23 protein-coding genes are annotated in these 23,336 nt (G+C 61.0%); 15 read left to right on the top strand and 8 right to left on the bottom strand.

Annotated features, from left to right (window positions below; genetic code table 11):
- Nucleotides 1–265 precede the first annotated feature (265 nt).
- The 8 genes from HX839_RS06090 to HX839_RS06055 all read left to right on the top strand — a co-directional run bounded on the left by HX839_RS06090 (nucleotide 266) and on the right by HX839_RS06055 (nucleotide 9,447).
- Nucleotides 266–1,045 carry a gamma-glutamyl-gamma-aminobutyrate hydrolase family protein gene (locus HX839_RS06090; protein ID WP_003213893.1) on the top strand — a complete coding sequence of 260 codons (780 nt, stop codon included), beginning with the start codon at nucleotides 266–268 and terminating at the stop codon, nucleotides 1,043–1,045.
- A 39-nt stretch (nucleotides 1,046–1,084) separates the two neighbouring features.
- A complete protein-coding gene (locus tag HX839_RS06085; protein WP_003213891.1) occupies nucleotides 1,085–2,443 on the top strand; it encodes a glutamine synthetase family protein in 1,359 nt (452 codons plus the stop codon).
- Between the two features lie 58 nt (nucleotides 2,444–2,501).
- The gene (locus HX839_RS06080; protein ID WP_003213889.1) at nucleotides 2,502–3,866 is read left to right on the top strand and encodes an aspartate aminotransferase family protein; all 1,365 of its coding nucleotides are present in this window, start codon (nucleotides 2,502–2,504) and stop codon (nucleotides 3,864–3,866) included.
- Between the two features lie 207 nt (nucleotides 3,867–4,073).
- The gene (locus HX839_RS06075) at nucleotides 4,074–5,168 is read left to right on the top strand and encodes a polyamine ABC transporter substrate-binding protein (RefSeq protein WP_003213887.1); all 1,095 of its coding nucleotides are present in this window, start codon (nucleotides 4,074–4,076) and stop codon (nucleotides 5,166–5,168) included.
- Nucleotides 5,169–5,333: 165 nt separating this feature from the next.
- Nucleotides 5,334–6,428, top strand: coding sequence for a polyamine ABC transporter substrate-binding protein (locus tag HX839_RS06070; protein WP_003213885.1), 1,095 nt, complete (start codon nucleotides 5,334–5,336; stop codon nucleotides 6,426–6,428).
- A gap of 75 nt (nucleotides 6,429–6,503) precedes the next feature.
- Nucleotides 6,504–7,646: an ABC transporter ATP-binding protein gene (locus tag HX839_RS06065; protein ID WP_003195240.1), complete on the top strand. Its 1,143-nt coding sequence runs from the start codon at nucleotides 6,504–6,506 to the stop codon at nucleotides 7,644–7,646.
- Nucleotides 7,643–8,563, top strand: coding sequence for an ABC transporter permease subunit (locus HX839_RS06060; protein ID WP_003213882.1), 921 nt, complete (start codon nucleotides 7,643–7,645; stop codon nucleotides 8,561–8,563). The genes HX839_RS06065 and HX839_RS06060 overlap by 4 nt, the downstream gene beginning before the upstream one ends.
- Nucleotides 8,560–9,447, top strand: coding sequence for an ABC transporter permease subunit (locus HX839_RS06055; protein ID WP_008438909.1), 888 nt, complete (start codon nucleotides 8,560–8,562; stop codon nucleotides 9,445–9,447). Before HX839_RS06060 ends, HX839_RS06055 begins: the two co-directional genes overlap by 4 nt.
- Before the next feature lie 144 nt (nucleotides 9,448–9,591).
- On the opposite strand, the gene HX839_RS06050 is transcribed toward HX839_RS06055, so the two are convergent.
- A complete protein-coding gene (locus tag HX839_RS06050) occupies nucleotides 9,592–10,233 on the bottom strand; it encodes an HD domain-containing protein (RefSeq protein WP_177066859.1) in 642 nt (213 codons plus the stop codon).
- A 266-nt stretch (nucleotides 10,234–10,499) separates the two neighbouring features.
- Between HX839_RS06050 and HX839_RS06045 the strand changes: the two genes are divergently transcribed.
- A complete protein-coding gene (locus HX839_RS06045) occupies nucleotides 10,500–11,465 on the top strand; it encodes a GlxA family transcriptional regulator (protein WP_177066858.1) in 966 nt (321 codons plus the stop codon).
- On the opposite strand, the gene HX839_RS06040 is transcribed toward HX839_RS06045, so the two are convergent.
- Nucleotides 11,443–11,796 (bottom strand): carboxymuconolactone decarboxylase family protein, encoded by a 354-nt coding sequence (locus tag HX839_RS06040; RefSeq protein WP_008438910.1) that lies wholly within the window; start codon nucleotides 11,794–11,796, stop codon nucleotides 11,443–11,445. The genes HX839_RS06045 and HX839_RS06040 overlap by 23 nt on opposite strands.
- 99 nt (nucleotides 11,797–11,895) lie before the next feature.
- On the opposite strand from HX839_RS06040, the gene HX839_RS06035 reads away from it, so the two are divergent.
- The gene (locus HX839_RS06035) at nucleotides 11,896–12,798 is read left to right on the top strand and encodes an AraC family transcriptional regulator (protein WP_177066857.1); all 903 of its coding nucleotides are present in this window, start codon (nucleotides 11,896–11,898) and stop codon (nucleotides 12,796–12,798) included.
- Nucleotides 12,799–12,929: 131 nt separating this feature from the next.
- On the opposite strand, the gene HX839_RS06030 is transcribed toward HX839_RS06035, so the two are convergent.
- The gene (locus HX839_RS06030; RefSeq protein WP_177066856.1) at nucleotides 12,930–15,293 is read right to left on the bottom strand and encodes a penicillin acylase family protein; all 2,364 of its coding nucleotides are present in this window, start codon (nucleotides 15,291–15,293) and stop codon (nucleotides 12,930–12,932) included.
- A 239-nt stretch (nucleotides 15,294–15,532) separates the two neighbouring features.
- Between HX839_RS06030 and HX839_RS06025 the strand changes: the two genes are divergently transcribed.
- Nucleotides 15,533–16,618 (top strand): GNAT family N-acetyltransferase, encoded by a 1,086-nt coding sequence (locus HX839_RS06025; protein ID WP_177041145.1) that lies wholly within the window; start codon nucleotides 15,533–15,535, stop codon nucleotides 16,616–16,618.
- Nucleotides 16,615–17,490 (top strand): hypothetical protein, encoded by an 876-nt coding sequence (locus tag HX839_RS06020; RefSeq protein ID WP_177020263.1) that lies wholly within the window; start codon nucleotides 16,615–16,617, stop codon nucleotides 17,488–17,490. The genes HX839_RS06025 and HX839_RS06020 overlap by 4 nt, the downstream gene beginning before the upstream one ends.
- Here the strand turns inward: HX839_RS06020 and HX839_RS06015 are convergent.
- The 4 genes from HX839_RS06015 to HX839_RS06000 form a co-directional block, all read right to left on the bottom strand.
- The gene (locus HX839_RS06015) at nucleotides 17,487–18,713 is read right to left on the bottom strand and encodes a DegT/DnrJ/EryC1/StrS family aminotransferase (protein ID WP_177066855.1); all 1,227 of its coding nucleotides are present in this window, start codon (nucleotides 18,711–18,713) and stop codon (nucleotides 17,487–17,489) included. The two genes, HX839_RS06020 and HX839_RS06015, sit on opposite strands and share 4 nt — an antisense overlap.
- Nucleotides 18,710–19,123: a multidrug efflux SMR transporter gene (locus HX839_RS06010; RefSeq protein WP_008438917.1), complete on the bottom strand. Its 414-nt coding sequence runs from the start codon at nucleotides 19,121–19,123 to the stop codon at nucleotides 18,710–18,712. The genes HX839_RS06015 and HX839_RS06010 overlap by 4 nt, the downstream gene beginning before the upstream one ends.
- Entirely contained in the window at nucleotides 19,123–19,479 is a 357-nt protein-coding gene (locus tag HX839_RS06005; RefSeq protein ID WP_003213864.1) for an EamA family transporter, read from the bottom strand. Before HX839_RS06005 ends, HX839_RS06010 begins: the two co-directional genes overlap by 1 nt.
- 107 nt (nucleotides 19,480–19,586) lie before the next feature.
- The gene (locus HX839_RS06000; protein ID WP_003213861.1) at nucleotides 19,587–20,171 is read right to left on the bottom strand and encodes a DUF6436 domain-containing protein; all 585 of its coding nucleotides are present in this window, start codon (nucleotides 20,169–20,171) and stop codon (nucleotides 19,587–19,589) included.
- A 111-nt stretch (nucleotides 20,172–20,282) separates the two neighbouring features.
- Here HX839_RS06000 and HX839_RS05995 point away from each other — a divergent pair, with 111 nt between their 5' ends.
- Complete coding sequence (locus HX839_RS05995; RefSeq protein WP_102604100.1) at nucleotides 20,283–21,224, top strand: alpha/beta hydrolase; 942 nt, start codon at nucleotides 20,283–20,285, stop codon at nucleotides 21,222–21,224.
- Nucleotides 21,225–21,328: 104 nt separating this feature from the next.
- Here the strand turns inward: HX839_RS05995 and HX839_RS05990 are convergent, their stop codons facing one another.
- Nucleotides 21,329–22,081 carry a DUF2059 domain-containing protein gene (locus HX839_RS05990; RefSeq protein WP_008438922.1) on the bottom strand — a complete coding sequence of 251 codons (753 nt, stop codon included), beginning with the start codon at nucleotides 22,079–22,081 and terminating at the stop codon, nucleotides 21,329–21,331.
- Nucleotides 22,082–22,212: 131 nt separating this feature from the next.
- Between HX839_RS05990 and HX839_RS05985 the strand changes: the two genes are divergently transcribed.
- Nucleotides 22,213–22,845, top strand: a complete 633-nt coding sequence (locus HX839_RS05985) for a 2OG-Fe(II) oxygenase (RefSeq protein ID WP_003213854.1) — start codon at nucleotides 22,213–22,215, stop codon at nucleotides 22,843–22,845.
- Nucleotides 22,846–22,847: 2 nt separating this feature from the next.
- Nucleotides 22,848–23,336, top strand: a 489-nt coding sequence (locus HX839_RS05980) for a DUF523 domain-containing protein (protein ID WP_177022451.1), incomplete at its 3' end; no start/stop codon positions are given.

The following is a 23,336-nucleotide window of genomic DNA, read 5'->3' as shown; positions in this document are numbered from 1 at the left end:
TGTTGTTAAAAATATCAATCATTGATCTCTTCGGGTTTCAGTCAACCCGAACGGCATGCCGAAGTCAAGCGAGGCCTTTTTTGCCCTAAAAAAGCGCCGTGAGGGCTTTTTTGGGGCTTTTTGGGGCAATTTTTTGGGATTGGGGCTCTTGGAACCAGCACGTTTGAGCGGGCCGTGTTGTATTTTTTACGGGGGTGTTGTGTAAAAAAATGAACAAGGCTAAGCTCGATTCAAACCCATAACAGCAATAATACCGGGGTGCTTCATGTCTCGCCTGCCGTTAATCGGCGTCACCGCCTGCTCCAAACAGGTCGGTCTGCATGCTTATCACATCAGTGGCGACAAATACGTCCGTGCAGTGGCCACCGCTGCCAAGGGCTTGCCGTTGATTATTCCGTCCCTGGCGGATCTGCTCGACCCGGCCAATATTCTTGACGGCCTGGACGGCATTCTATTTACCGGCTCACCTTCCAATATCGAACCCTTTCACTACGACGGTCCGGCCAGCGCGCCCGGGACTGCTCATGATTCTGCACGGGACCAAACCACCCTGCCGCTGCTGCGTGCAGCCATAGCGGCCGGCGTTCCGGTGCTGGGGATTTGCCGTGGCTTCCAGGAAATGAACGTGGCGTTTGGCGGCAGCCTGCACCAGAAGGTTCATGAAGTGCCGGGCATGATGGATCACCGCGAAGACGACACCCAACCGCTGGACATCCAGTACGGCCCGGCACATCCGGTAACCATCTCCCCGAATGGGGTATTGGCAAGCCTGGGCTTGCCGTCGACGATCCAGGTCAACTCGATTCATTCACAGGGCATTGATCGCCTGGCGGCCGGTTTCCAGGTCGAGGCCACCGCGCCGGATGGCCTGATCGAAGGCTTTTCAGTGCCCGCGGGCAAGGCTTTTGCTTTAGGAGTGCAATGGCACCCCGAATGGCAGGTAAGCTCTAACCCGCACTACCTCGCAATCTTCCAGGCATTTGGCAATGCCTGTCGAAAGCGGGTGATGCAACGCGACGCGGATGCTGCGTCAACTTACGCCTGACCTTTAATGGATGTCAGGAAACACAGCCCAGAGGCATTTATGAGTAACAACCTCGACCAGCTCACCGATTGGTTGAAAGACCACAAGATCACAGAAGTCGAATGCATGATTGGCGACCTCACCGGCATCACCCGGGGCAAGATCTCGCCGACCAACAAGTTCATCGCCGAAAAAGGCATGCGCCTGCCCGAAAGCGTTCTGTTGCAGACCGTGACCGGCGACTATGTCGAAGACGACATCTATTACGAATTGCTCGACCCGGCCGACATCGACATGATCTGCCGCCCGGACGAGAACGCGGTGTACCTCGTGCCCTGGGCCATAGAGCCTACGGCCCAGGTGATCCACGACACCTACGACAAGCAAGGCAACCCGATCGAGCTGTCGCCGCGCAACGTGCTCAAGAAAGTCCTCAAGCTCTACGCCGACAAGGGCTGGCAGCCCATCGTGGCGCCGGAGATGGAGTTCTACCTGACCAAACGCTGCGAAGACCCGGACTTCCCGCTGCAACCGCCGATTGGCCGTTCCGGTCGCCCGGAGACTGGCCGCCAGTCCTTCTCTATAGAAGCGGCCAACGAATTCGACCCGTTGTTCGAAGACGTCTACGACTGGTGCGAGCTACAGGAGCTGGACCTCGACACGTTGATCCACGAAGACGGCACGGCGCAGATGGAAATCAACTTCCGTCACGGCGACGCACTGTCCCTGGCCGACCAGATCCTGGTGTTCAAGCGCACCATGCGCGAAGCGGCGCTCAAGCACGACGTGGCGGCCACCTTCATGGCCAAGCCCATGACCGGCGAGCCCGGCAGCGCGATGCACCTGCACCAGAGCATCATCGATATCGCCACCGGCAAGAACGTGTTCTCCAATGAAGACGGTACCAAGAGCGAGCTGTTTCTGCACCACATTGGCGGCCTGCAGAAATTCATCCCCGAGCTGTTGCCGCTGTTCGCGCCTAACGTCAACTCGTTCCGCCGCTTCCTGCCCGACACCTCGGCGCCGGTCAACGTGGAGTGGGGCGAAGAAAACCGCACCGTTGGCCTGCGGGTTCCGGACGCCGGCCCACAAAACCGTCGGGTGGAAAACCGCCTGCCCGGTGCCGACGCCAACCCGTACCTGGCGATCGCTGCCAGCCTGCTGTGTGGCTACATCGGCATGGTCGAAGGCATCAGCCCAAGCGCGCCGGTGGTGGGCCGTGGTTACGAGCGCCGCAACCTGCGCCTGCCGCTGACCATCGAAGACGCCCTGGAACGCATGGAAAACAGCAAGACCATCGAGAAATACCTGGGTCACAAATTCATCACAGGCTACGTCGCGGTCAAGCGGGCCGAGCATGAAAACTTCAAGCGCGTGATCAGTTCGTGGGAGCGGGAATTCCTGCTCTTCGCCGTCTGATGCGCCGGGCGCGCCCTTCAAACGGCGCGTCCTCACCTGAAACATCTAGGAGATTGGTATGTCCAGCAACAACCCGCAAACCCGTGAATGGCAAGCCTTGAGCAGCGATCACCACCTGGCGCCGTTCAGCGACTTCAAGCAATTGAAAGAGAAAGGCCCACGGATCATCACCAAAGCCCACGGCGTTTACCTGTGGGACAGCGAAGGCAACAAGATTCTCGACGGCATGGCCGGCCTGTGGTGCGTGGCGATCGGTTACGGTCGCGATGAACTGGCTGATGCGGCCGCCAAGCAGATGAAAGAACTGCCTTACTACAACCTGTTCTTCCAGACCGCCCACCCGCCGGTGCTGGAACTGGCCAAAGCCATCTCCGATATCGCCCCACAAGGCATGAACCACGTGTTCTTCACCGGCTCCGGCTCCGAAGGCAACGACACCATGCTGCGTATGGTCCGCCACTACTGGGCGATCAAAGGCCAGCCGAACAAGAAAACCATCATCAGCCGCAAGAATGGCTACCACGGTTCAACCGTGGCCGGCGCCAGCCTGGGCGGCATGACTTATATGCATGAACAAGGCGACTTGCCGATCCCGGGCATCGTCCACATCGCCCAGCCTTACTGGTTCGGCGAAGGCGGCGACATGAGCCCGGAAGAATTCGGCGTGTGGGCGGCCAACCAGCTGGAAGAGAAGATCCTGGAACTGGGCGTGGACAACGTCGGTGCCTTTATTGCCGAGCCGATCCAGGGTGCCGGTGGCGTGATCGTGCCGCCAGACAGCTACTGGCCGCGCATCAAGGAAATCCTCGCCAAGTACGACATCCTGTTCGTGGCTGACGAAGTGATCTGTGGGTTTGGCCGCACCGGTGAGTGGTTCGGTAGCGATTTCTACGGCCTCAAGCCCGACATGATGACCATCGCCAAGGGCCTGACCTCCGGCTACATCCCGATGGGCGGCCTGATCGTGCGCGACGAAGTGGTCGCCGTGCTGAACGAAGGCGGTGATTTCAACCACGGCTTCACCTATTCCGGTCACCCGGTGGCGGCAGCGGTAGCCCTGGAAAACATCCGCATCATGCGCGATGAACAAATTGTTAAGCACGTGCACGACGAAACGGCACCCTATTTGCAAAAGCGTTTGAGGGAACTGGCTGATCACCCGCTGGTGGGTGAAGTTCGCGGTGTGGGCATGCTCGGTGCCATCGAACTGGTTCAGGACAAGGCAACGCGCAAGCGTTATGAAGGCCGTGGTGTTGGCATGATCTGCCGCACGTTCTGCTTCGAGAATGGCCTGATCATGCGCGCCGTGGGCGACACCATGATCATTTCGCCACCGTTGGTGATCAGCAAGGCCGAGATAGACGAGTTGGTGACCAAGGCGCGGCACTGCCTGGACCTGACTTTGGCGGCATTGCAGGGCTAAATGCTAGGCTCAGAACGCAGCGCCTGTCGGGCGCTGCTTCTGGGGTGTTAGAAAAGCGGGGCATTGGTTGAAAGCCGGCCCCTGAACTTGCCAGACTGTCGCCCTGTTTTGTCGCCCTTAGACGGGCTGCGAAACACGTTGTAATTAAAGAACGAACGTGGCCCAAAAAAGAAAAAATTGGAGCATGACCGAATGAAGGCATTAGGTTTGAAGAACGCTGGCAAGACCCTCCTGGCCTTGTCCCTGATGGGGGCCATGGCAGGCGCGGCACACGCCGACGATAAAGTGCTGCACGTTTATAACTGGTCCGACTACATCGCACCGGACACCATCGCGAACTTTGAAAAAGAGTCCGGGATCAAGGTGGTCTATGACGTGTTCGACTCCAACGAAACCCTGGAAGCCAAGTTGCTGGCAGGCAAGTCCGGCTACGACATTGTCGTGCCGTCGAACAACTTCCTCGCCAAGCAGATCAAGGCCGGTGTTTACCAGGAACTGGACAAGTCCAAGCTGTCGAACTACGACAACCTGAACAAGTCCCTGCTTAAAGCCGTGTCCATCAGCGACCCGGACAACAAGCACGCCTTCCCGTACATGTGGGGCTCGATCGGCATCGGCTACAACCCGGAGAAGGTCAAGGCCGCGCTGGGCATCGACAAGATCGACTCGTGGGACACCATCCTCAAGCCGGAAAACCTCGCCAAGCTCAAAGGCTGCGGTGTGAGCTTCCTCGATTCGCCAACCGAAATGCTGCCAGTGGCACTGCATTATCTGGGCCTGCCGACCGACACCCAGAAGAAGGAAGACCTCAAGCAAGCCGAGGCCCTGTTCCTCAAGCTGCGTCCTTCGATCGGCTACTTCCACTCGTCCAAGTACATTTCCGACCTGGCCAACGGCAACATCTGCGTAGCCGTGGGTTATTCGGGTGACGTGCAACAGGCCAAGTCCCGCGCGGCTGAAGCCGGTGGCAAGGTCAAGGTTGCCTATGACATTCCGAAAGAAGGTGCCGGCAGCTTCTATGACATGGTCGCCATCCCTAAAGATGCCGAGAACGTCGACGCTGCCTACAAGTTCATGAACTACCTGCTGAAGCCGGAAGTCATGGCGGGCATTACCAACAGCGTACGTTTCCCGAACGGTAACGAGAAAGCTACCGCGTTGGTCGACAAAGACATCACCAGCGACCCAGGCATTTATCCGCCAGCGGACGTGCAAGCCAAGCTGTATGCCATTGCTGACTTGCCGGCTGCTACTCAGCGGGAAATGACCCGCAGCTGGACCAAAATCAAATCGGGCAAGTAAAGCCGCTTTGATACCTGTTTTGCTAACTGCCGCGATGCGCGCGGTGGTTAGCGAAACAATTAAATGACAGAAAGTTTTGCCGGATCGGTTTATCGAGGGTAAGTTGCGCGCCGGTTTTGTTGCCGGGCAACAACTTCGGGCCCAACTATTTAAGAGGACCTCCACTTGCCAATTTCTTTATTTCGCAAAGCCTTGCTGGTGGGTGCAGGTATCACGCTGGCTGTCAGCGTGCAGGCCGCGCCGACTGTGCATATTTATAACTGGTCGGACTACATCGGCCCGGACACCCTGGCCAACTTTGAAAAGGCCACCGGCATCAAGCCGGTCTACGACGTGTTTGATTCCAACGAAACCCTGGAAGGCAAGTTGCTCGCCGGGCGTACCGGGTATGACGTGGTCGTGCCGTCGAACCACTTCCTCGGCAAGCAGATCAAGGCCGGCGCGTTCCAGAAGCTCGACAAGTCGCAACTGACCCACTACGCCAACCTCGACCCGGCGCTGCTCAAGCGTCTGGAAAAGAACGACCCGGGCAACCAGTACGCCGTGCCGTACCTGTGGGGAACCAACGGTATTGGCTACAACGTCGACAAGGTCAAGGAAGTATTGGGCGTCGACCATATCGACTCCTGGGCCGTGCTGTTCGAGCCGGAAAACATGAAGAAGCTGGCCACGTGCGGTGTGTCGTTCATGGACTCGGCGGATGAAATGCTGCCGGCGGTGCTCAACTACATGGGCCTCAACCCCAACAGCACCAACCCTGAAGACTACAAGAAGGCTGAAGAGAAACTCCTGAAAGTGCGTCCCTACGTGACCTACTTCCATTCTTCCAAATACATCTCGGACCTGGCCAACGGCAACATCTGCGTGGCGGCCGGCTTCTCCGGTGATGTGTTCCAGGCCAAGGCTCGTGCAGCCGAGGCGGGCAAAGGCGTGAACATCGCCTACGTGATTCCGAAAGAAGGCGGCAACCTGTGGTTTGACGTGCTGGCCATCCCCAAGGATGCCACCAACGTCAAAGAGGCCCTCGCCTTCATCAACTATTTGCTGAAACCTGAAGTGATCGCTCAGGTCAGTGATTACGTCGGTTACGCCAACCCTAACCCAGGGGCGGACAAACTGATGGAGCAATCGATACGCACCGACGAAGCGGTTTACCCACCGCAGGCGGTTCTCGACCGGACTTTTGTCAACTTCGAGCTACCCCCGAAAGTGCAACGTTTGATGACCCGTAGCTGGACCAAGGTCAAGACGGGCAAGTAAGGCTTAACGCTTAAACTATCCAAGGCTGGCCCGTATTGGGCGAGCTGCACTCTTTTTATTCTGGGAGTTTCGTAAATGGCAGTTGCCTCCGGCGCCTATAAGAAAGCCCTCGAGGGCGACCAGACACCGAAAAAGGTGCTGGTCAAAATCGACCGGGTCACGAAGAAGTTCGACGAGACGATTGCGGTGGACGATGTGTCCCTGGAAATCAAGAAAGGCGAAATCTTCGCCTTGCTCGGCGGATCGGGTTCGGGCAAATCCACCTTGCTGCGCATGCTCGCAGGCTTCGAGCGCCCAACGGAAGGACGCATTTACCTCGACGGTGTGGACATCACCGACATGCCGCCGTACGAGCGGCCGATCAACATGATGTTCCAGTCCTACGCCTTGTTCCCCCACATGACCGTGGCCCAGAACATCGCGTTTGGCCTGCAGCAGGACAAGATCCCCAAGGCCGAGGTCGACGCCCGTGTGGCCGAGATGCTCAAGCTGGTGCAGATGAGCCAGTACGCCAAGCGCAAGCCGCACCAGCTGTCTGGCGGCCAGCGTCAGCGGGTGGCGCTGGCGCGTTCCCTGGCCAAGCGTCCGAAACTGCTGCTGCTCGATGAGCCGATGGGCGCACTCGACAAGAAGCTGCGTTCGCAGATGCAACTGGAACTGGTGGAGATCATCGAGCGCGTGGGCGTGACCTGCGTGATGGTGACCCACGACCAGGAAGAGGCCATGACCATGGCCGAGCGCATCGCGATCATGCACCTGGGCTGGATCGCCCAGATCGGCAGCCCGATCGACATCTATGAAACGCCGACCAGCCGCCTGGTGTGCGAGTTCATCGGCAACGTCAACATCTTCGACACCCAGGTGGTGGACGACGCCGAAGGCCACGCGGTACTCAAGTGCCCGGACCTGGACCGCGATATCTACGTCGGCTACGGCATCGCCACCTCGGTGGAAGACAAGTCGGTGACCTACGCCATCCGCCCTGAAAAGCTGCTGGTGACCACCGAAATGCCGACCTGCGAGCACAACTGGTCCAGCGGCAAGGTGCACGACATCGCCTACCTCGGCGGCCATTCGGTGTTCTACGTCGAATTGCCGAGCGGCAAGCTGGTGCAATCCTTCGTGGCCAACGCCGAACGCCGTGGCCAGCGCCCTACCTGGGGCGACCAGGTGTACGTGTGGTGGGAAGACGACAGCGGCGTGGTACTTCGCTCATGAACATGAAGAAGTTCAAACGCCAGCTGCAACGAATAACCCCCGGTGGCCGGCATGTGGTCATCGGGATCCCTTTCCTCTGGTTGTTCCTGTTCTTCATGCTGCCGTTCTTCATCGTCTTGAAGATCAGCTTTGCCGAAGCCGACGTGGCGATCCCGCCTTACACCGAGATCTACACCTTCGTTGAACAGAAACTGCAGTTGGTGCTGAACCTGGCCAACTACGGGATGCTGGGCGATGACGAGTTGTACATCGCGGCGTACCTGGGCTCGCTGAAGATGGCGTTTTTCAGCACCATCCTCTGCCTGCTGATCGGCTACCCGATGGCCTACGCCATTGCCAGCGCACGCAAGGAAATCCAGACCGTGCTGGTGCTGCTGATCATGATGCCGACCTGGACTGCGATCCTGATCCGGGTCTATGCGTGGATGGGCATCCTCAGCAACAACGGGTTGCTCAACGGCTTCCTGATGTCCATCGGGTTGATCAACGAACCGCTGCAGATTCTCAACACCAACATCGCGGTGTATATCGGCGTGGTCTATTCGTACCTGCCGTTCATGATCCTGCCGCTGTACGCCAACCTGGTGAAGCACGACCAGAGCCTGCTGGAAGCCGCGTCGGACCTGGGTTCGAGCACCTTCAACAGCTTCTGGAAAATCACCGTGCCGCTGTCCAAGAACGGCATCATCGCCGGCTGCATGCTGGTATTTATCCCGGTGGTGGGCGAGTTCGTGATCCCGGAACTGCTGGGCGGTCCGGAAACCCTGATGATCGGTAAAGTGTTGTGGCAAGAATTCTTCAACAACCGTGACTGGCCGGTGGCGTCTGCCCTGGCGGTGGTGATGCTGGCGATCCTGATCGTGCCGATCATCCTGTTCAACCGCAGCCAAGCCAAAGAGATGGAGGGCAAGATATGAAGCGCGTCAGTTTCTCAAGCTTCATGCTGGTGGCGGGGTTGCTGTTCATCTACCTGCCGATGCTGATCCTGGTGATCTACTCGTTCAACGAATCCAAACTGGTGACGGTGTGGGGCGGTTGGTCGATCAAGTGGTACGTCGGCCTGTTGGACAACACCCAGTTGATGGGCTCGGTCGGTCGCTCCCTGGAAATCGCCTGCTACACCGCGATTGCGGCGGTGGCACTCGGTACATTGGCGGCGTTCGTGCTGACGCGCATCAGCCAGTTCAAGGGCCGCACGCTGTTCGGCGGCCTGGTGACGGCGCCGCTGGTGATGCCGGAAGTGATCACCGGCCTGTCGCTGTTGCTGCTGTTCGTGGCCATGGCGCAGATGATCGGCTGGCCGCAGGAACGTGGCCTGGTGACCATCTGGATCGCCCACACCACGTTCTGTTCGGCGTATGTGGCGGTGGTGGTGTCGGCGCGCTTGCGTGAGCTGGACCTGTCGATTGAAGAGGCAGCCATGGACCTGGGGGCGCGGCCGTGGAAGGTGTTCTTCCTGATCACCATCCCGATGATCGCGCCGTCGCTGGCGGCGGGCGGCATGATGTCGTTCGCGCTGTCGCTGGATGACCTGGTGTTGGCCAGCTTCGTGTCGGGGCCGGGTTCGACCACGTTGCCGATGGAAGTGTTCTCGGCGGTTCGCCTTGGGGTTAAACCCGAGATCAACGCCGTGGCCAGCCTGATTCTGCTGGCGGTGTCGATCGTGACGTTCCTGGTGTGGTTCTTCAGCCGTCGTGCGGAAGAGCACCGCAAGAAAGCGATCCAGCAGGCGATTGAGGAAGCGGCTGCGGATGGTTGGGAGAAGCCGGCGGATTCGCGTCGGGCTCCAGCACCGGTCTAATCAGGTAGCCCTGAAGAAACCGGATCAAAAATGTGGGAGCGGGCTTGCTCGCGAAAGCGCAGTGTCAGTCACCGGATGTATTGACTGATCCACTGCCTTCGCGAGCAAGCCCGCTCCCACATTTTGATTGCATTCCAATTCGGGTTAAGCAGTCCAAGGCGACTTGCGAATCACCTCGACGAAATTCATCGGCTTGAACCCCGGCTCCTGATCCACCAGCACATCGGTCTTCACGTTGCCAAACGTGGTCTGCGGGCGATGGCGCAGGCCGTCGGCAAACGCGCAGATGATGCACTCCTTGAACCCTTCACCCCGTGGATGCGCATGCACCACCGCTTCGCGCTGCACGCTGGTAAACGCCGCGTACTCCATTCCCAGCACGTCCATTTCCACGCCCGCCGTCACCAACACCACGGTTGGACGCAAGTGCTTGGGCACCCCCGGTGTGGTGTGCAGGGCGATGGACAACCACACCTGTTCGATGTCGTCATCGCTCAACCCGTAAGGCTTGAGAAAGTCCGCCGCCGCGTTGGCGCCGTCCACTTCAAAGCGTTCGTCGTCACTGCGGTGACCTTCCACCAGGCCCAGGTCGTGGAACATCGCGCCGACGTACAGCAACTCCGGGTTATAGGCCAACTGCTGGCGCTCGCCGCTCAATGCGCCGAACAGGAACACCCGGCGGGAGTGGTGGTAGAGCAGGTCGGATTCGATGTCGCGGATGTATTCGGTGGTGGCCTTGGCCAGGGCGCTGTCCGGGATCTTGATGCCGGCGATGGTGGTGCTCATGGTCGTTCTCCTCAAGAAAGCGCCGGGGTTGGCGCCGATGAGTCCAGTCTGGTCGCGCGCCCGCGAAGGGGCCATCGCGGCGAGGATGCGATCCCGGCCAATGTGCCGCGATATCGCGCCAAGGCTATGCGCGATCAAATGTAGGAGCTGGCTTGCCTGCGATAGCATCACCTCGGTATACCTGCTACACCGAGGTGTCTGCATCGCCGGCAAGCCAGCTCCTACAAGGGTTGTGTTTATTCAGTTAGAAAAAGGTGTTCCTGCTCATGGGCAAAACCGTCGCCATCCTGATCTTCCCCGGCGTCCAGTCACTGGACGTGACCGGGCCCCTGGATGTGTTCTGCGAGGCCAACCGTTTTCTGCCGCCCGAGGCGCATTACCAGCTGGAGGTGATTGGCCTGGGGCACGGCAACATGGCCTGTTCCAACGGCTTGTCCTTGCAGGCACACCGGCATTTCAGCGAGGCCCTCGAGCCTTACGACTTGCTGTTGATGGCCGGCGGGCCGCAGCTGCCCTTCGAGGATTTCGGCCCGGTGTTCAATCAATGGCTGCGTGACGCCAGTGCGCGAGCCCGGCGCTTCGGCTCCATCTGCAACGGTGCCTTCATGCTCGCCCGCGCCGGGTTGCTGGACGGGCGCACCGTCACCACCCACTGGGGCGATGCCGCCGACCTGGCCGCCTTATGCCCATCGGCCCAGGTCGAAGCCGACCGCCTCTATGTGCAGGACGGCAACCTCTACACCTCGGCCGGGGTGACGGCGGGCATCGACCTGTCGCTGTACCTGCTGGCCCAGGACCACGGCCCGGAAGTCGCCCTCAGCGTGGCCAAGCGCCTGGTGGTGTTCACCCAGCGTTCCGGCGGGCAGTCGCAGTTCAGCCCGTTCCTGACACCCCACGCGGAAGCTACCTCGGCGGTGGCGCTGGTGCAGCTGTATGTATTGGCCAACCTGACGGGCGACCTGACCATCGCCGACCTGGCCAAAGCCGCCAACATGAGCGCGCGCAACTTCTCGCGGGTATTTGCCCGGGAGGCGCAGATCACTCCGGCGGAGTTCGTCGAGCGGGCGCGGGTGGATGCGGCGCGGGTGATGCTCGAAAGCACCCACGCACCGCTCAAGACCGTGGCGTATCAATGCGGCTTTCGCGACGCCCAGCACATGCGCAGTGTGTTCAATCGCCGGCTGGGCGTGACGCCGCAACAATTCCGGCTTAATTTTGCGGCGCCGGTTTGAGCGTGTCATAGGCTTCCAGGGCTCGCAGCGAGTAGATATACGCCGCGCCGGCATTCAGCGAGATCGCGGTGGCCAGGGTCGCGGCCACTTCTTCGCGGGTGGCGCCGGCCTTGATCGCCGCGTCGGCATGCACGCCGATGCAGCCGTCACAGCGGGTGGTGATGGCCACGGCGATGGAAATCAGCTCGCGGGTCTTGGCATCGAGGACGTCATTTTCCTCGGCTGCTTCCCCCAGCGCCATGTAGGCTTTGACCATCTTCGGGTTGCTCTTGCCCAGCGCGCCAAAGGCTTTCTTCACGGTAGGCAGCAAGTCGGACCAGTTATTGAACATCGTGTTAACTCCTGAACGGGTTGGGTGTGAAGCCAGTGTGCGCGGTTCAGGTTTGGCGCTTTTGTTCGATCCACTCACCTTTTTGACCGATGCTCGCAAATGAACTCCATCGACACCCTCATCGCGTTGGCCAACCTGCGGGGCAGCCTGGACTTGCGTTGCCAGTTCCAGGGCGCCTGGGCCATGGAACACGAGCCCGAGCCGCTGGGCGTGGCGCCGTATCACATTGTGCTGGCGGGCACCTGCCGCGCCGAATTGTCCGGCGGGCAGCAGGTGACGTTGGAGGAGGGCGACATCCTGTTGATGCCCGGTGGCGCGACGCACCTGGTGCGCAGCCAGGGCGCGCGGGTAAAGCCGGTGGCGCAGACCGTGATCGAAGGCGGCTTGCTGCCGATCCATCGCCTGGGCGGTGAGCAACCGGACGTGGACATGCTCTGCGGCAGCTTTCGCTACAACCGCCAGTCGTTGCTGTTCAGTGCGTTGCCGGACTACCTGGTGGTGTCCAGCCGGCAGTGGCAGGCCGATGGACAGTTGGCGGCATTGATCGCACTGCTGCGCAGCGAGGCGGACGGGCAGCGGCTGGGGGCGCGGTTTTTCATTGATGCGCTGTCGTCGGCGTTGTTCACCCTGATCCTGCGGGCATGGCTGACGCAGCAAGCACCGGTGGCGGGCACCTTTGCCTTGTTGACCGACAAACGCCTGGGCAAGGCCTGGCAGGCGATGCTGGCGGATCCCGGGCATGAGTGGACCATCGACAGCCTGGCCAGCGCCGCTTCGATGTCCCGGGCGACGTTCATGCGTGGGTTTGTCAAAGTGGCGGGCGTGTCGCCGTGGGTGTTGCTGACGCAGTTGCGCATGGAGTTGGCGTTCAACCTGCTGCATCAGTCGCGGCTGAGCCTGACGGATATTGCCGCTCAGGCGGGGTATCAATCCCAGGCGGCGTTCAGCAAGAAATTCAAGGAAACCTACGGTGAGGCGCCGGGGCGGCTGCGTACCCGCTAGAAGCAACAACGCAAATCAAAATGTGGGAGCGGGCTTGCTCGCGAATGCGGAGTGTCAGTCACCAGATGTATTGACTGATCCACCGCATTCGCGAGCAAGCCCGCTCCCACATTGGTTTTTTGTTTCTTCAGTTATTGCGGTGTCCGGGCCGGCAACAGCTTGAGCGTACTGCGGGTATTCGCCGTCACTTCCTCATCATTGAAATGCGCCTGCTCATACCCGCCTTCGATGTACGTTTCCGCCTGATCGGAATAGTGCTTGTCGAACGGCACACCACTCTGCCCGACCGGGTTGATGGTCAGCCCATGTGGGGCATCGGCGAAATCAATCAGGCGTCGGGTCGACGGCCCGTACGTCACCGGCCACGGCGCCGGGCCGATCTGTGCGGATTGGTTGTTGGGCACTTCATGGGTGCCGGGAGCGGCAAACGGGCCTACGTTGACGATCTTGTCCAACGGCTTCTGCGAGCCCAGTGGATGGCCGTGGGTCAGGGTGTGGGCCTTGCCCCATTGCCACTGCGATGGGTCGTCACCAAAGGTCGCCTTGAGGTGTTGCAGGCTGTTGTCCCAGGCAAGCTTGACGGTCTCGGCGCGGTGGCCATCCCACCACGGCGAATCCGCTGAAGCGGCCAGGCGCGGCAAGGCTGCGTCCACTACCCGAGTGGTGAGCAAGGTCTTGAACATCCCATCGCCCAGTTTCGGGTGGAACGCCGCGTCAGTGAGGTTGAACAGGAACTGGTTGAACAGCGTGGCACTGGTGGAGTCCAGCGGGTAATCGCCTTTCCAGGCTGCCAGTTGCTCCACCAGCTTCAACTGCGCCGGGTCCTTGACCACGTCACGCAGCACCGGCAGCAGCGGTGCCAGCAGCCGTGGCCCGTAGGCGGTGGTGGTGCCGAGCTGCAAGGCCTGGCTGTTGTCCACGTCCCATTTCACGCTGTTGTCGCTCAGTTGCGCGTTCAACTGCTGGCCACGGTCTGCCAGGTTGTAATACCCGGGGATCGGCATGCCGGTGGGTGACGCGGGCTGGGCATTGGCGGACACCACATAACCGCGGGCCGGGTTTTCTTCCTGGGGGTTGGCGCTGAATGGGTAGAAACCGAGCTTGTCCGCCTGGGCGGTACTGCCGTCGAGGATAAACCCCGGGTTGACCCCGGCCGGGCGGATCGGCAATTGCGCCGCCGCCCACCAGCCGATATCGCCCTTGGCATTGGCCCATACGATGTTCAAGCCAGGCGCCTGGACCTTGGCCGCCGCCGCACGCGCTTTGGCGAGGGTATCGGCACGGTTGAGCTGATAGAAACCGTCGAGGATCGGGTTTTCGGTATCCAGGAATGCCCACCACATGGCAATCGGCGTCTTGCCGGCATTCTCGCCGAGCACGTCATTGATGATCGGACCGTGGGGCGAGGTGCGCAGCGTCAGGGTTACCGGGTCCTGGCCCTTGACCGCGATCTGTTGCTCGCTGCTGGTCATGTCCACCCACTTGTCGTGGTACCAGACCTGGTTGGGGTTGTCCGGGTTGACCTTCTCGGCGATCAGGTCGAGGTCATCGTTCTGGAACATGGTCAGGCTCCAGCCGAAATCCTTGTTGTGGCCCAGGAACGCCACCGGCACCAGCGCGTTGTGATAGCCGTAAAGCTCGAAGCCCGGCGCCGACAGCTGCGCCTCGTACCACACCGACGGCACCGAGAAACGGATATGCGGGTCACCCGCCAGCAACGGTTTGCCGCTCTTGGTGCGGCTGCCGCTGATGGCCCAGGCGTTGCTGCCTTCGAACTGGGGCAGGCCGTTGTCGGCCATGGCCTGTTCGCTCAACTGGGCAATGGCGCCGAGGTCTTTCCAGTCACCGGCCGCCAGGTTCAGCGCGCCCTTGGGCTGCCAGTCGAGGTCGAAGACCTTCAGGTAGTCGTTGCCCAACTGATCGCGTACGTAGGTCAGCAAGGGTTCGGTGCGGAAGGCTGCGGCAAAGCTGTAGGCCAGGTAGCCGGCGACACTGATGGTGTCTTCGGCGGTGAACGGGCGCTTGGGGATGCCCAGTACGTCGAACTCCATGGGTTTGGCGTGGCTGTCCTGATACTGGTTGACCCCGTCCAGGTAGGCTTGCAGGGCCTTCCAGGACGCAGACTCATGGTCCATGTGTTCGACGTAGCTCAAGGCACGCTCGCGAATGCGCAGGCTGCGGAACAGTTTGTCGGTTTCCAGCAACTTGGGTCCCAGCACCTCGGCCAGCTCGCCACGGGACAGGCGCCGCATGATCTCCATCTGGAACAACCGGTCCTGGGCATGTACGTAGCCGAGGGCACGGTACAGGTCAGTCTCGTTCTCGGCGCGGATATGCGGCACGCCTCGGTCGTCGTAGCGCACCGTGACCGAACCTTGCAGATGGGCCAGCTCCACCGTGCCCTGGCGAGTCGGCTGCTTGCTGTACACGTACCAGCCGGCGCCAACCATAAGGGCTACGAGCAGGATGGCCAGCGCGGTCAGGATGCGTTTCATGGGTTGTCCCTTATTAGTCGGTCACCGTGAAGATTCGGGCAGTTTAGTGGGTTTGGCGAGCGCTGCGGAAAATGCTCTCGGGTTCGTGCTCCCTGAACCTGAGCTGCATGAAGTGGGGGTTCTGAAGTGGGCCGCGGGTGGGCGGAGTATTATGTTTACTCTGTTACATGAAACCAGCGGCGCGATGATTCACCCCGTCATCCGGGCGCGCCTTTGCTATCACTTTCGGAATGCAATTTATGACAGATCCCAGCCGTGCACAGGTGCCTTATGCCTGCTGCATGGAAACGCCATCGCTGATCAGCAATTTTTTGCGATACCCGCCGGCGGGCTTCACTGCCCAGCTGTCAGCACAGGGACTGCCGTACTTTTTTACCCGGTTCGACCTGCAGACCACCGCCGACGATGAGCTGCGTAGCCGCCTGCGCAGTTGGCCCGGGTACCGTTTGTGGCAGTCATGGCTGCATATCGACACCTGTTTTATCGGCACCACGGTCAGCGAATATTCCCCGTTCCCGCTGAACGTACCGCCACAGGACATGGCGCAATGGCTGCAACAGGAGTGTGCACCGCAACGCAAGCTCACCATCGTCAAGGATGTGCCGCTGGATTCTCCGCTGCTCAGCGTTGAGGACAATCGCTACGCACACGCGTTGATCGAGGCCTGCACCCAGCGCGGATTCATCAATGTAGAGGGCCAGGCGCTGGCCTATGTACCGATCGACTTCAGCTCGACGGATGAGTATCTGTCGCGGTTGTCCCACAGCCGTCGCCGCAATATCCGCCGCAAGCTACGCAGCCGTGATGAGCTGCGCATCGAGATCCTGGACACCGGCGATGCCCGCTTCAGCGATGAGCAATGGCAGCAGGAACTGTATCGGCTGTACAAGGCGGTGTACGCACAGAGCGAAATCCACTTCGACTTGCTCACGCCCGAATTCTTCATCCAGTTGCTCACCGATGCCGACAGCGGCGGGCATGTGTTCTGCTACTGGGACGAAGACGAACTGGTTGGCTATAACCTGTGCTACCAGCAAGACGGCAAGTTGCTCGACAAGTACATCGGCCTGAACTACCCGCTGGCGCTGGAGCACAACCTGTACTTCGTCAGCTGGTTTGTGAACCTGGAGTTCGCCCTGGAAAAGGGCCTGCAGTTTTATGTCGCGGGGTGGACCGACCCACAGGTCAAGTCCAGCCTCGGCGCCAAGTTCACGTTTACCCGCCATCTGGTGTGGGTGAGGAACCCGCTGCTGCGCAAAGTGATGAACCGTTTCCGGCACCATTTTGAAAGCGATACCCAGTGGCAGCAGGAGCAAACCGCATGAGCCAGGCCCGTCCCGCATTGATCCTCGATTTTGACGGGGCCGTGAATAACATTCCCGGCGCCCTTACCCTGCCGTTGCAAGCCTGGCAGGAGAAGATCCGTTTCGGCTGCCGCTGGGCGCAGTTCAAGGAGCTGGAGAACGCCCTGCACGCGCAGATGCCCAGCGATTACGGCTGTGTGTTTACCGGCAGCGGTGATTATCACCACCTCAGCCAGCTGTTGTTGAACCGTCTTCCCACCCAGCAAAAGATCCAGTTGATCATTTGCGATAACCACCCGGACAACATGCGTTATCCGTTTGGCATCCATTGTGGGTCCTGGGTCTACTGGGCCAGCCGCCTGCCGCAGGTCGAACACGTTCACGTGCTGGGCATTGGCTCGCCGGACATTTCCCTCAAGCACGCCTGGGAGAATCACTGGTCGCCGCTGGTGAAACGCAAGCTGACCTACTGGAACACCAACGTCGATACCCGTTGGTTGAACTGGATCGGCGCAGGCCGCAGCAATCGTGCATTCACCAGTGCGGACGAGTTGATGAGCGCGTTCCTGGCGCAGCTCGACCCTTCGCTGCCGGTGTATCTCTCCATCGACAAAGACGTGCTGAGCCCGCAGGTGGTGAATACCAACTGGGACCAGGGCGAGTTTCTGGAGAAGCATTTGAATGCGCTGATCGACGCCTGCCACGGCAGCATTATTGGCGCGGACATTACCGGCGACGTGTCCGCCTACCACTACCAGAGCAAGTTCAAGCGCTGGCTGAGTGCGTCGGACGGCCAGGAAGAGCTGCCGGAAAACCAGGTGGTGATCTGGCAACAGCAGCAGAATGAGCTGAATGCGCGCTTGTTGACCCGTATCGATCAAAGCTGGGCCTAGCGTTTAAGAATCCGCCGCAGATGATCCAGCACTTGCTCGAACAGCTCGTCCGTCAGCCAGTGGCTATTGCTGATCGACAGTGTCTGGGCGGCGAAGCTTTGCGCGCGGGGGATATCGGCGCCTTGCTGTAACAGCGGGGTGAGTGCCGGGTAGCCCGGCAATACGTGGATGAACAGGCGGGTGACGCCCAGGCCTGCCGTCCACAGCTGCGCCATCGCGGTATCGCGGGTTTGTGCGCTGGGCATCACCACCATCAGGAACGGCCAGGTGCCTTGCTGGCCCGGGCTGTCGGTCAACACCGACACGCCGGGCAAGCTGCTCAACTGCGCCACGCGACGCAAGGCCCGCAGGCGGCCTTGCTGCAAATGCTCGGGCAAGCGTGCCAGGGCTGCGGCGCCGACCTTCTGGCGATAGCCGCCCAACCGGTGCAACGGAATATCGTTGACGGAAAAATCATCGCCCACCGCCGCCACTTCATCGCCCCGCGCCAACGCCGCCCGCAGCGGTTTGCCGTACACGTACTTCAGCCCGCGGGGCTGATACGCCGCGGCATAGCCCCACAGCTCGGCGCTGCGTTGCACTTCCCAGCGCAGGCTGAAGGGCAAGTCCTGCCGGCATTGCTGGTGCAACGCCTGATGCAGCGCCGGATCCCGGCTGAACAACACACCGCCTTCAGCCGTCGTCAGGCCTTTGCCCAGCGCCATGCTGAAAAAGCCGATGTCGCCTTTCAGTCCGACGCTTTTTCCATCATCCAGTGCGCCCATGGCTTGGGCGGCGTCTTCGATCACCGCAATGCCGAGTGGCTCGGCAATGCGCTTGGCAGCCTCCACATCCGCCACACGCCCGGCCAGGTGAGTGACGACGATCGCCAAGGTGTTTTGGTTGCACAGCTGCGCCAGCTGGTGTTCGTCCAGGTCGATGCTGCCGGGCTGCAGATCGCACGCCACCACGCGCAAAGGCGGGCAGTGATGGGCCGCCAGGGCCACCAGCGGGCAGGTATAGGCCGGCACGATAAGCTCGGTGCGCCCCGGCGTGCACTGCTGCAACACCCGCAGCGCCATGATCAGCGCGGCGGTGCCGGAGCAGGGCAGGGCCGGCAGCGGGATGTCGAGCTGTCGGGCGAGGTCGCGGGCCAGGTCGCCCGAGCGGTTGAACAAGTCCTGCCAGCGCAGGGGAAGCCCCGCCGTTGGCGGAATCTCCCGCTGGCTGACAACGGGCGTCATGACGCCAGCGTCTGCGAGGGTTCGGCCTCGACGGTCTTGCTTTCTTTGTCTTCGCTGCGCGCCAGGCACAGTATGCCCGCGATAATCAGCGCGCCACCGACGATTTTGGGCAGGGTAAGGGTGTCGTTGAACAGCCAGACGGAGATCAGCGTCACGCTGATCAGCTCCAGGTGTGACGCCGCAAACGCCGGGCCCACCGGGGCGTATTTCAACAGCGTCATCCAGGTGAAAAACGCGCCGATGTAGCCCACGAATGCGCCGTAGATCCATGGCGCACCGAACACGCGGATCAACCAGGCGGCGTCCATCGTCAGCGGTTCGGCATGAATCGAGGCGAACTTGAAACTGACCTGCGCCAAGGTATCGAAAATGATCAGCGACAGAAAACCCAGGATATAAAACCGTTTCATTACTCGAACCCCACGACGGTCACGCCACAGGCGATCAGCATGATGCCGATCAACCGCCATTTGCTCAGGCTTTCCTTGAACAGGAAACGCCCGGCAATCATGATCACGACAATATTGATGGAGCCCAGCATCACCCCGACCGACAACGGCACCAGTGTCAGGAAGGCCAGCCACAGCACGAATTCGAACACATAGCAGATGATGCCCAGCCAGATCCACGGACGCTTGAGCATATGGCGCCAGTGGGCCATGCCGTCATGCTCGGCGCTGGCTGAGGCTGCGGCTTTGAACGCCAACTGGCCGGACGTATCAACGATGACGTTGAGTATCCAGAGGATGATGGTTAATTGGCTCATGTGTTCCCGTGTCGTCTGCTTGTACGGCTCGTTGCTTACGATACAGGAGCGTGCCGATACAGTTGTTCGAGTTTGTCGAACGAACAGCGTCTGTTCAGCTTGCCGAGTCAGGGTGGAGACGTTTCCCCGTTCCACTCGCAATAACAGCCGACCGCCAGGGTGTGGGTCGCATTGACCTCGCGTCCGCCTTCGAGGGCTTGCAGGATCGGCTCGATAAAGCTGTTGCTGGAGTTACACGTCAACCCTTCGCTGTAGGGCCCGAAATACGCCAGCTTGCCGCTGCGGTCCCAGATGCCCACGGCAGGGCTGGCCGGCAGATGCTGGGCACCGGGCACGGCCTTGAGGGCCTTCATCGAGCCCAGGGTGGCGGGCAACTGGCCGTGGCTGCCGGCTTTCTGCAGGGAATAGAACTCCACGCCCTGGGGGGCGTACTGCTCGATCAACTCGCCAAGGTGCTGCTGGTTGCCGACATTGCACGGGCAGGCGGGGTCCCAGAAGTGCACCAGGCGGATCGGGCCCGGGCCGGCAAGCTCGGCCGGCAGGCTCAGGCTGTCACCGGAAAACACCGCCGTATGCTCACTGAATGCCCGCAGGTAGCGTCCCTGGAACCAGTCATACGCCGCCCACAACACCCCGGCGCAAATGATCACGATCAGGCTGGCGAAGAGGGTGGTGCGGTAGGGCTGTCGCATTTGGATCAATCCTCGGAGGACGCGTAGCTTGCCATGCTTGCCCTGACAGATGAATATCGCGGCTCGATATTCATCTGTTCAATGCGTTGAAGCCACAGTCTGGAAGTTCTTATGCCCGTTACGTTTGACCCTGATCATCTACGCGAAAGCTTGCGCCCACTGGTGGACGCGCAGCCGCTTTCAGCCGAGGCCCGGGTCTACCAGCGCTTCTACGGCCTGGACCTCGCTGCCCGCAAGGTGCCCGCGACAAGCCGCCTGGGGCGGTTTGCGGTGGATGGGTTCGACGTGGTCTGCCAGGTGTGGTGGCCACCGGTGCCGGTGGCGACGATGTTCCTGTTCCATGGCTTCTACGACCATATGGGCCTGTACCGGCATGCCGTGGACTGGGCGCTGGACCAGGGTTTTGTGGTGATCGCCTGCGACTTGCCGGGCCATGGCCTGTCCAGCGGCGAGCGGGCCAGCATTGATGACTTTGCGGTGTACCAGGACGTGGTGCAGGCGTTGTTTGAACAGGCCAAGGCGCTGCAATTGCCGCAGCCGTGGCACTTGTTCGGGCAAAGCACCGGCGGCGCGATTGTGGTGGATCACCTGCTTAGCCATGGCGTCGACAGCCCGGCCCAGGGCAAGACGTTCCTGTTGTCACCGCTGGTGCGGCCCCGCGCCTGGGGTTGGTCGCAGCTCAGCTATTACCTGCTCCGGCCGTTCGTCAAAGGCATTGCCCGGCGCTTCAGCGATAACACCAACGACCCGCAGTTCAAGCCGTTCCTGGAGGCCGACCCGTTGCAGCCACGGCAGTTGCCGACTGCCTGGGTGGGCGCCCTGGCGCGCTGGATCAAACGTGTTGAAGCGGCGCCACGCAGCACGCGGCGGCCGTTGATCGTGCAGGGTGAGGAAGACATGACGGTGGACTGGCAGCACAACCTGAAGGTGCTGCGCAGCAAGTTCGACCAGCCGGAGGTGTTGATGCTGCCGCGCGGCAGGCATCACTTGGCGAATGAGATTCCGGAGATTCGGCAGCAATACTTCGGGTTTCTCACCGACCACCTGAAATAACGCAATCCAAATGTGGGAGCGGGCTTGCTCGCGAAGGCGGTCGATCAGTTAGCATAACCAGTGACTGGCACACCGTCTTCGCGAGCAAGCCCGCTCCCACAGGGTTACTGCGCCAGGCTCGAGGTGCTTTGGCCGACCGCCAGCCCGGCGCGAATCGCCGCCAGTGCCGCCTTGTAGTACGCCTTGCCCTCCGGCGACTCCGCGAACGTCGCGAACTCTTCCAGCTCCGGGTCGGACAAATCCCGGTAGACGTACAACAGCGTGTTGTTCAGATCATTGCCAATCTGCTGCATCAGGCGCTCACGCTGGCCGTTCAACATGCCCTGCGCCTGGCCGCCGCCCAACAGCCCGGGGATCATCTGGCTCAAGCTGTCGGCCGCCACGCCGGCAATCGCCAGGCTGACTTCAGCCCCGGCTTCCCGCGCAGGCAAGGCCTGGGCCAGGTGGCCGATGATCAGGCTGCGGGTGGCATCGGCTTCCATGTGCGGCAAGCCCTGGGCGTTCTTCGCCAGTTGATCGCGGCGGGTGGCGAGCAACTCGGCGGCGACAATCTTGCGGCCCAGCGGCGACTGGAAGAAGGCCAGTGCCGGCTTAGGGTCCGCCAAATTCTTGCGCAGTTGCGCTTCGGCGCGCTGGTCTACCGACTGGGGCGCGAAGCGTTTATTGCTGTTGTCCACCAGCGCCTGATACACCGCCGGCGGCAGGCTGTTGCGGTAGCGTTGCTGGGCGGCACTGAGGGCGTCATTAAAATGCGCGCGCTGGTCTGCCCAGCCGGCGACCTTGTACAACTGGTCATGGCTGTCTGCCCAGGCGGGCAAAACGCAGAACATCAGCAAGGAAAAAAACAAACGACGCATATGGACTCCTGTCAGTCGGCCACTATTGTCCGTGTCGGGCGTAGGATTTGTCGAGAAATCCTATCGGTCACCTGACTAAAGTGTATTCAGACGCTCGGCGGCTCTGTCGGATTCACAGGCGTATGGATACTATGCGCGCCATGCCCATACCCTCCGATCACCCGCTGCTGTTACGCATTGTCGATGACCTGGCCGCACAAGGCTGGTCGCAGCAGAATATCTTCCTGCCCGAGGCTCTGACCCTCGAACTGGCGGCTGAGTGCCAAAAACGCGCCGCCGAAGGTGAATTGGCGCCCGCGGCGGTCGGACGGGGGCCTTCCCAGGAGATTCGCGAGGGCATCCGGGGTGACCATATCCAGTGGCTGGAGCCGGGCGAAGTGGTGGCCTGCGATAACTACCTGGAGCTGATGGACAGCCTGCGGGTGGCGATGAACCGTGGCCTGTTCCTGGGCCTGGAAGACTTCGAAAGCCACTTCGCGATGTACCCCCCGGGGGCGTTTTACCTCAAGCATGTGGACCGTTTTCGCGATGACGACCGGCGCATGGTGTCGGCGGTGATCTACTTGAACAACGCCTGGCTGCCGGAACATGGCGGCCAGTTGCGCATGTACCTCAAGGGCGACGTCGAATACGATGTGGTGCCCACCGGCGGTTGCCTGGTGGTATTCCTGTCGGGGGAAATCCCCCATGAAGTCATGCCCGCCACCCGCGAACGCCTGTCCCTCACCGGCTGGTTTCGCCGGCGGGGCAACGAGCCGTTTTGATGATGCAAAAGATTCTGGTCAGCCGCTGCCTGCTGGGGCACCGGGTACGCTACGACGGAGGGGCCAGCGGGCCTTTCGATCAATTGGCCGCGTGGCAGGCCGAAGGCCGGGTGGTTGCCGTGTGCCCGGAAGTGGCGGGTGGCTTGCCGACGCCACGGCCGTCTGCCGAAATCCCGGGCGGGCAGGGGATTGACGTGTGGGAAGGCCGCGCCCAGGTGCTGACGGCCCAGGGGGAAGACTTCAGCGAAGCCTTCCTCGATGGCGCCCGCCAGGCATTGGCGCTGGTACAGCGTCACAATATCCGCGTCGCCGTACTCAAGGCCAACAGCCCGTCGTGCGGCAATCTGCTGACCTATGACGGTACCTTCACCGGCGTGAAGGTCACGGGCGAAGGCGTGACGGCGGCCTTGCTCAAGCGCCATGGGGTGCTGGTGTTCAGTGAGCTGGAATTGCCCGAAGCGGCAGCGGCCCTGGCAAAATGCTCAAGCCCG

This window comes from Pseudomonas sp. I8001, assembly GCF_013385345.1.
Classification (GTDB): domain Bacteria; phylum Pseudomonadota; class Gammaproteobacteria; order Pseudomonadales; family Pseudomonadaceae; genus Aquipseudomonas.
This window is presented reverse-complemented; position numbering and strand designations above follow the sequence as displayed.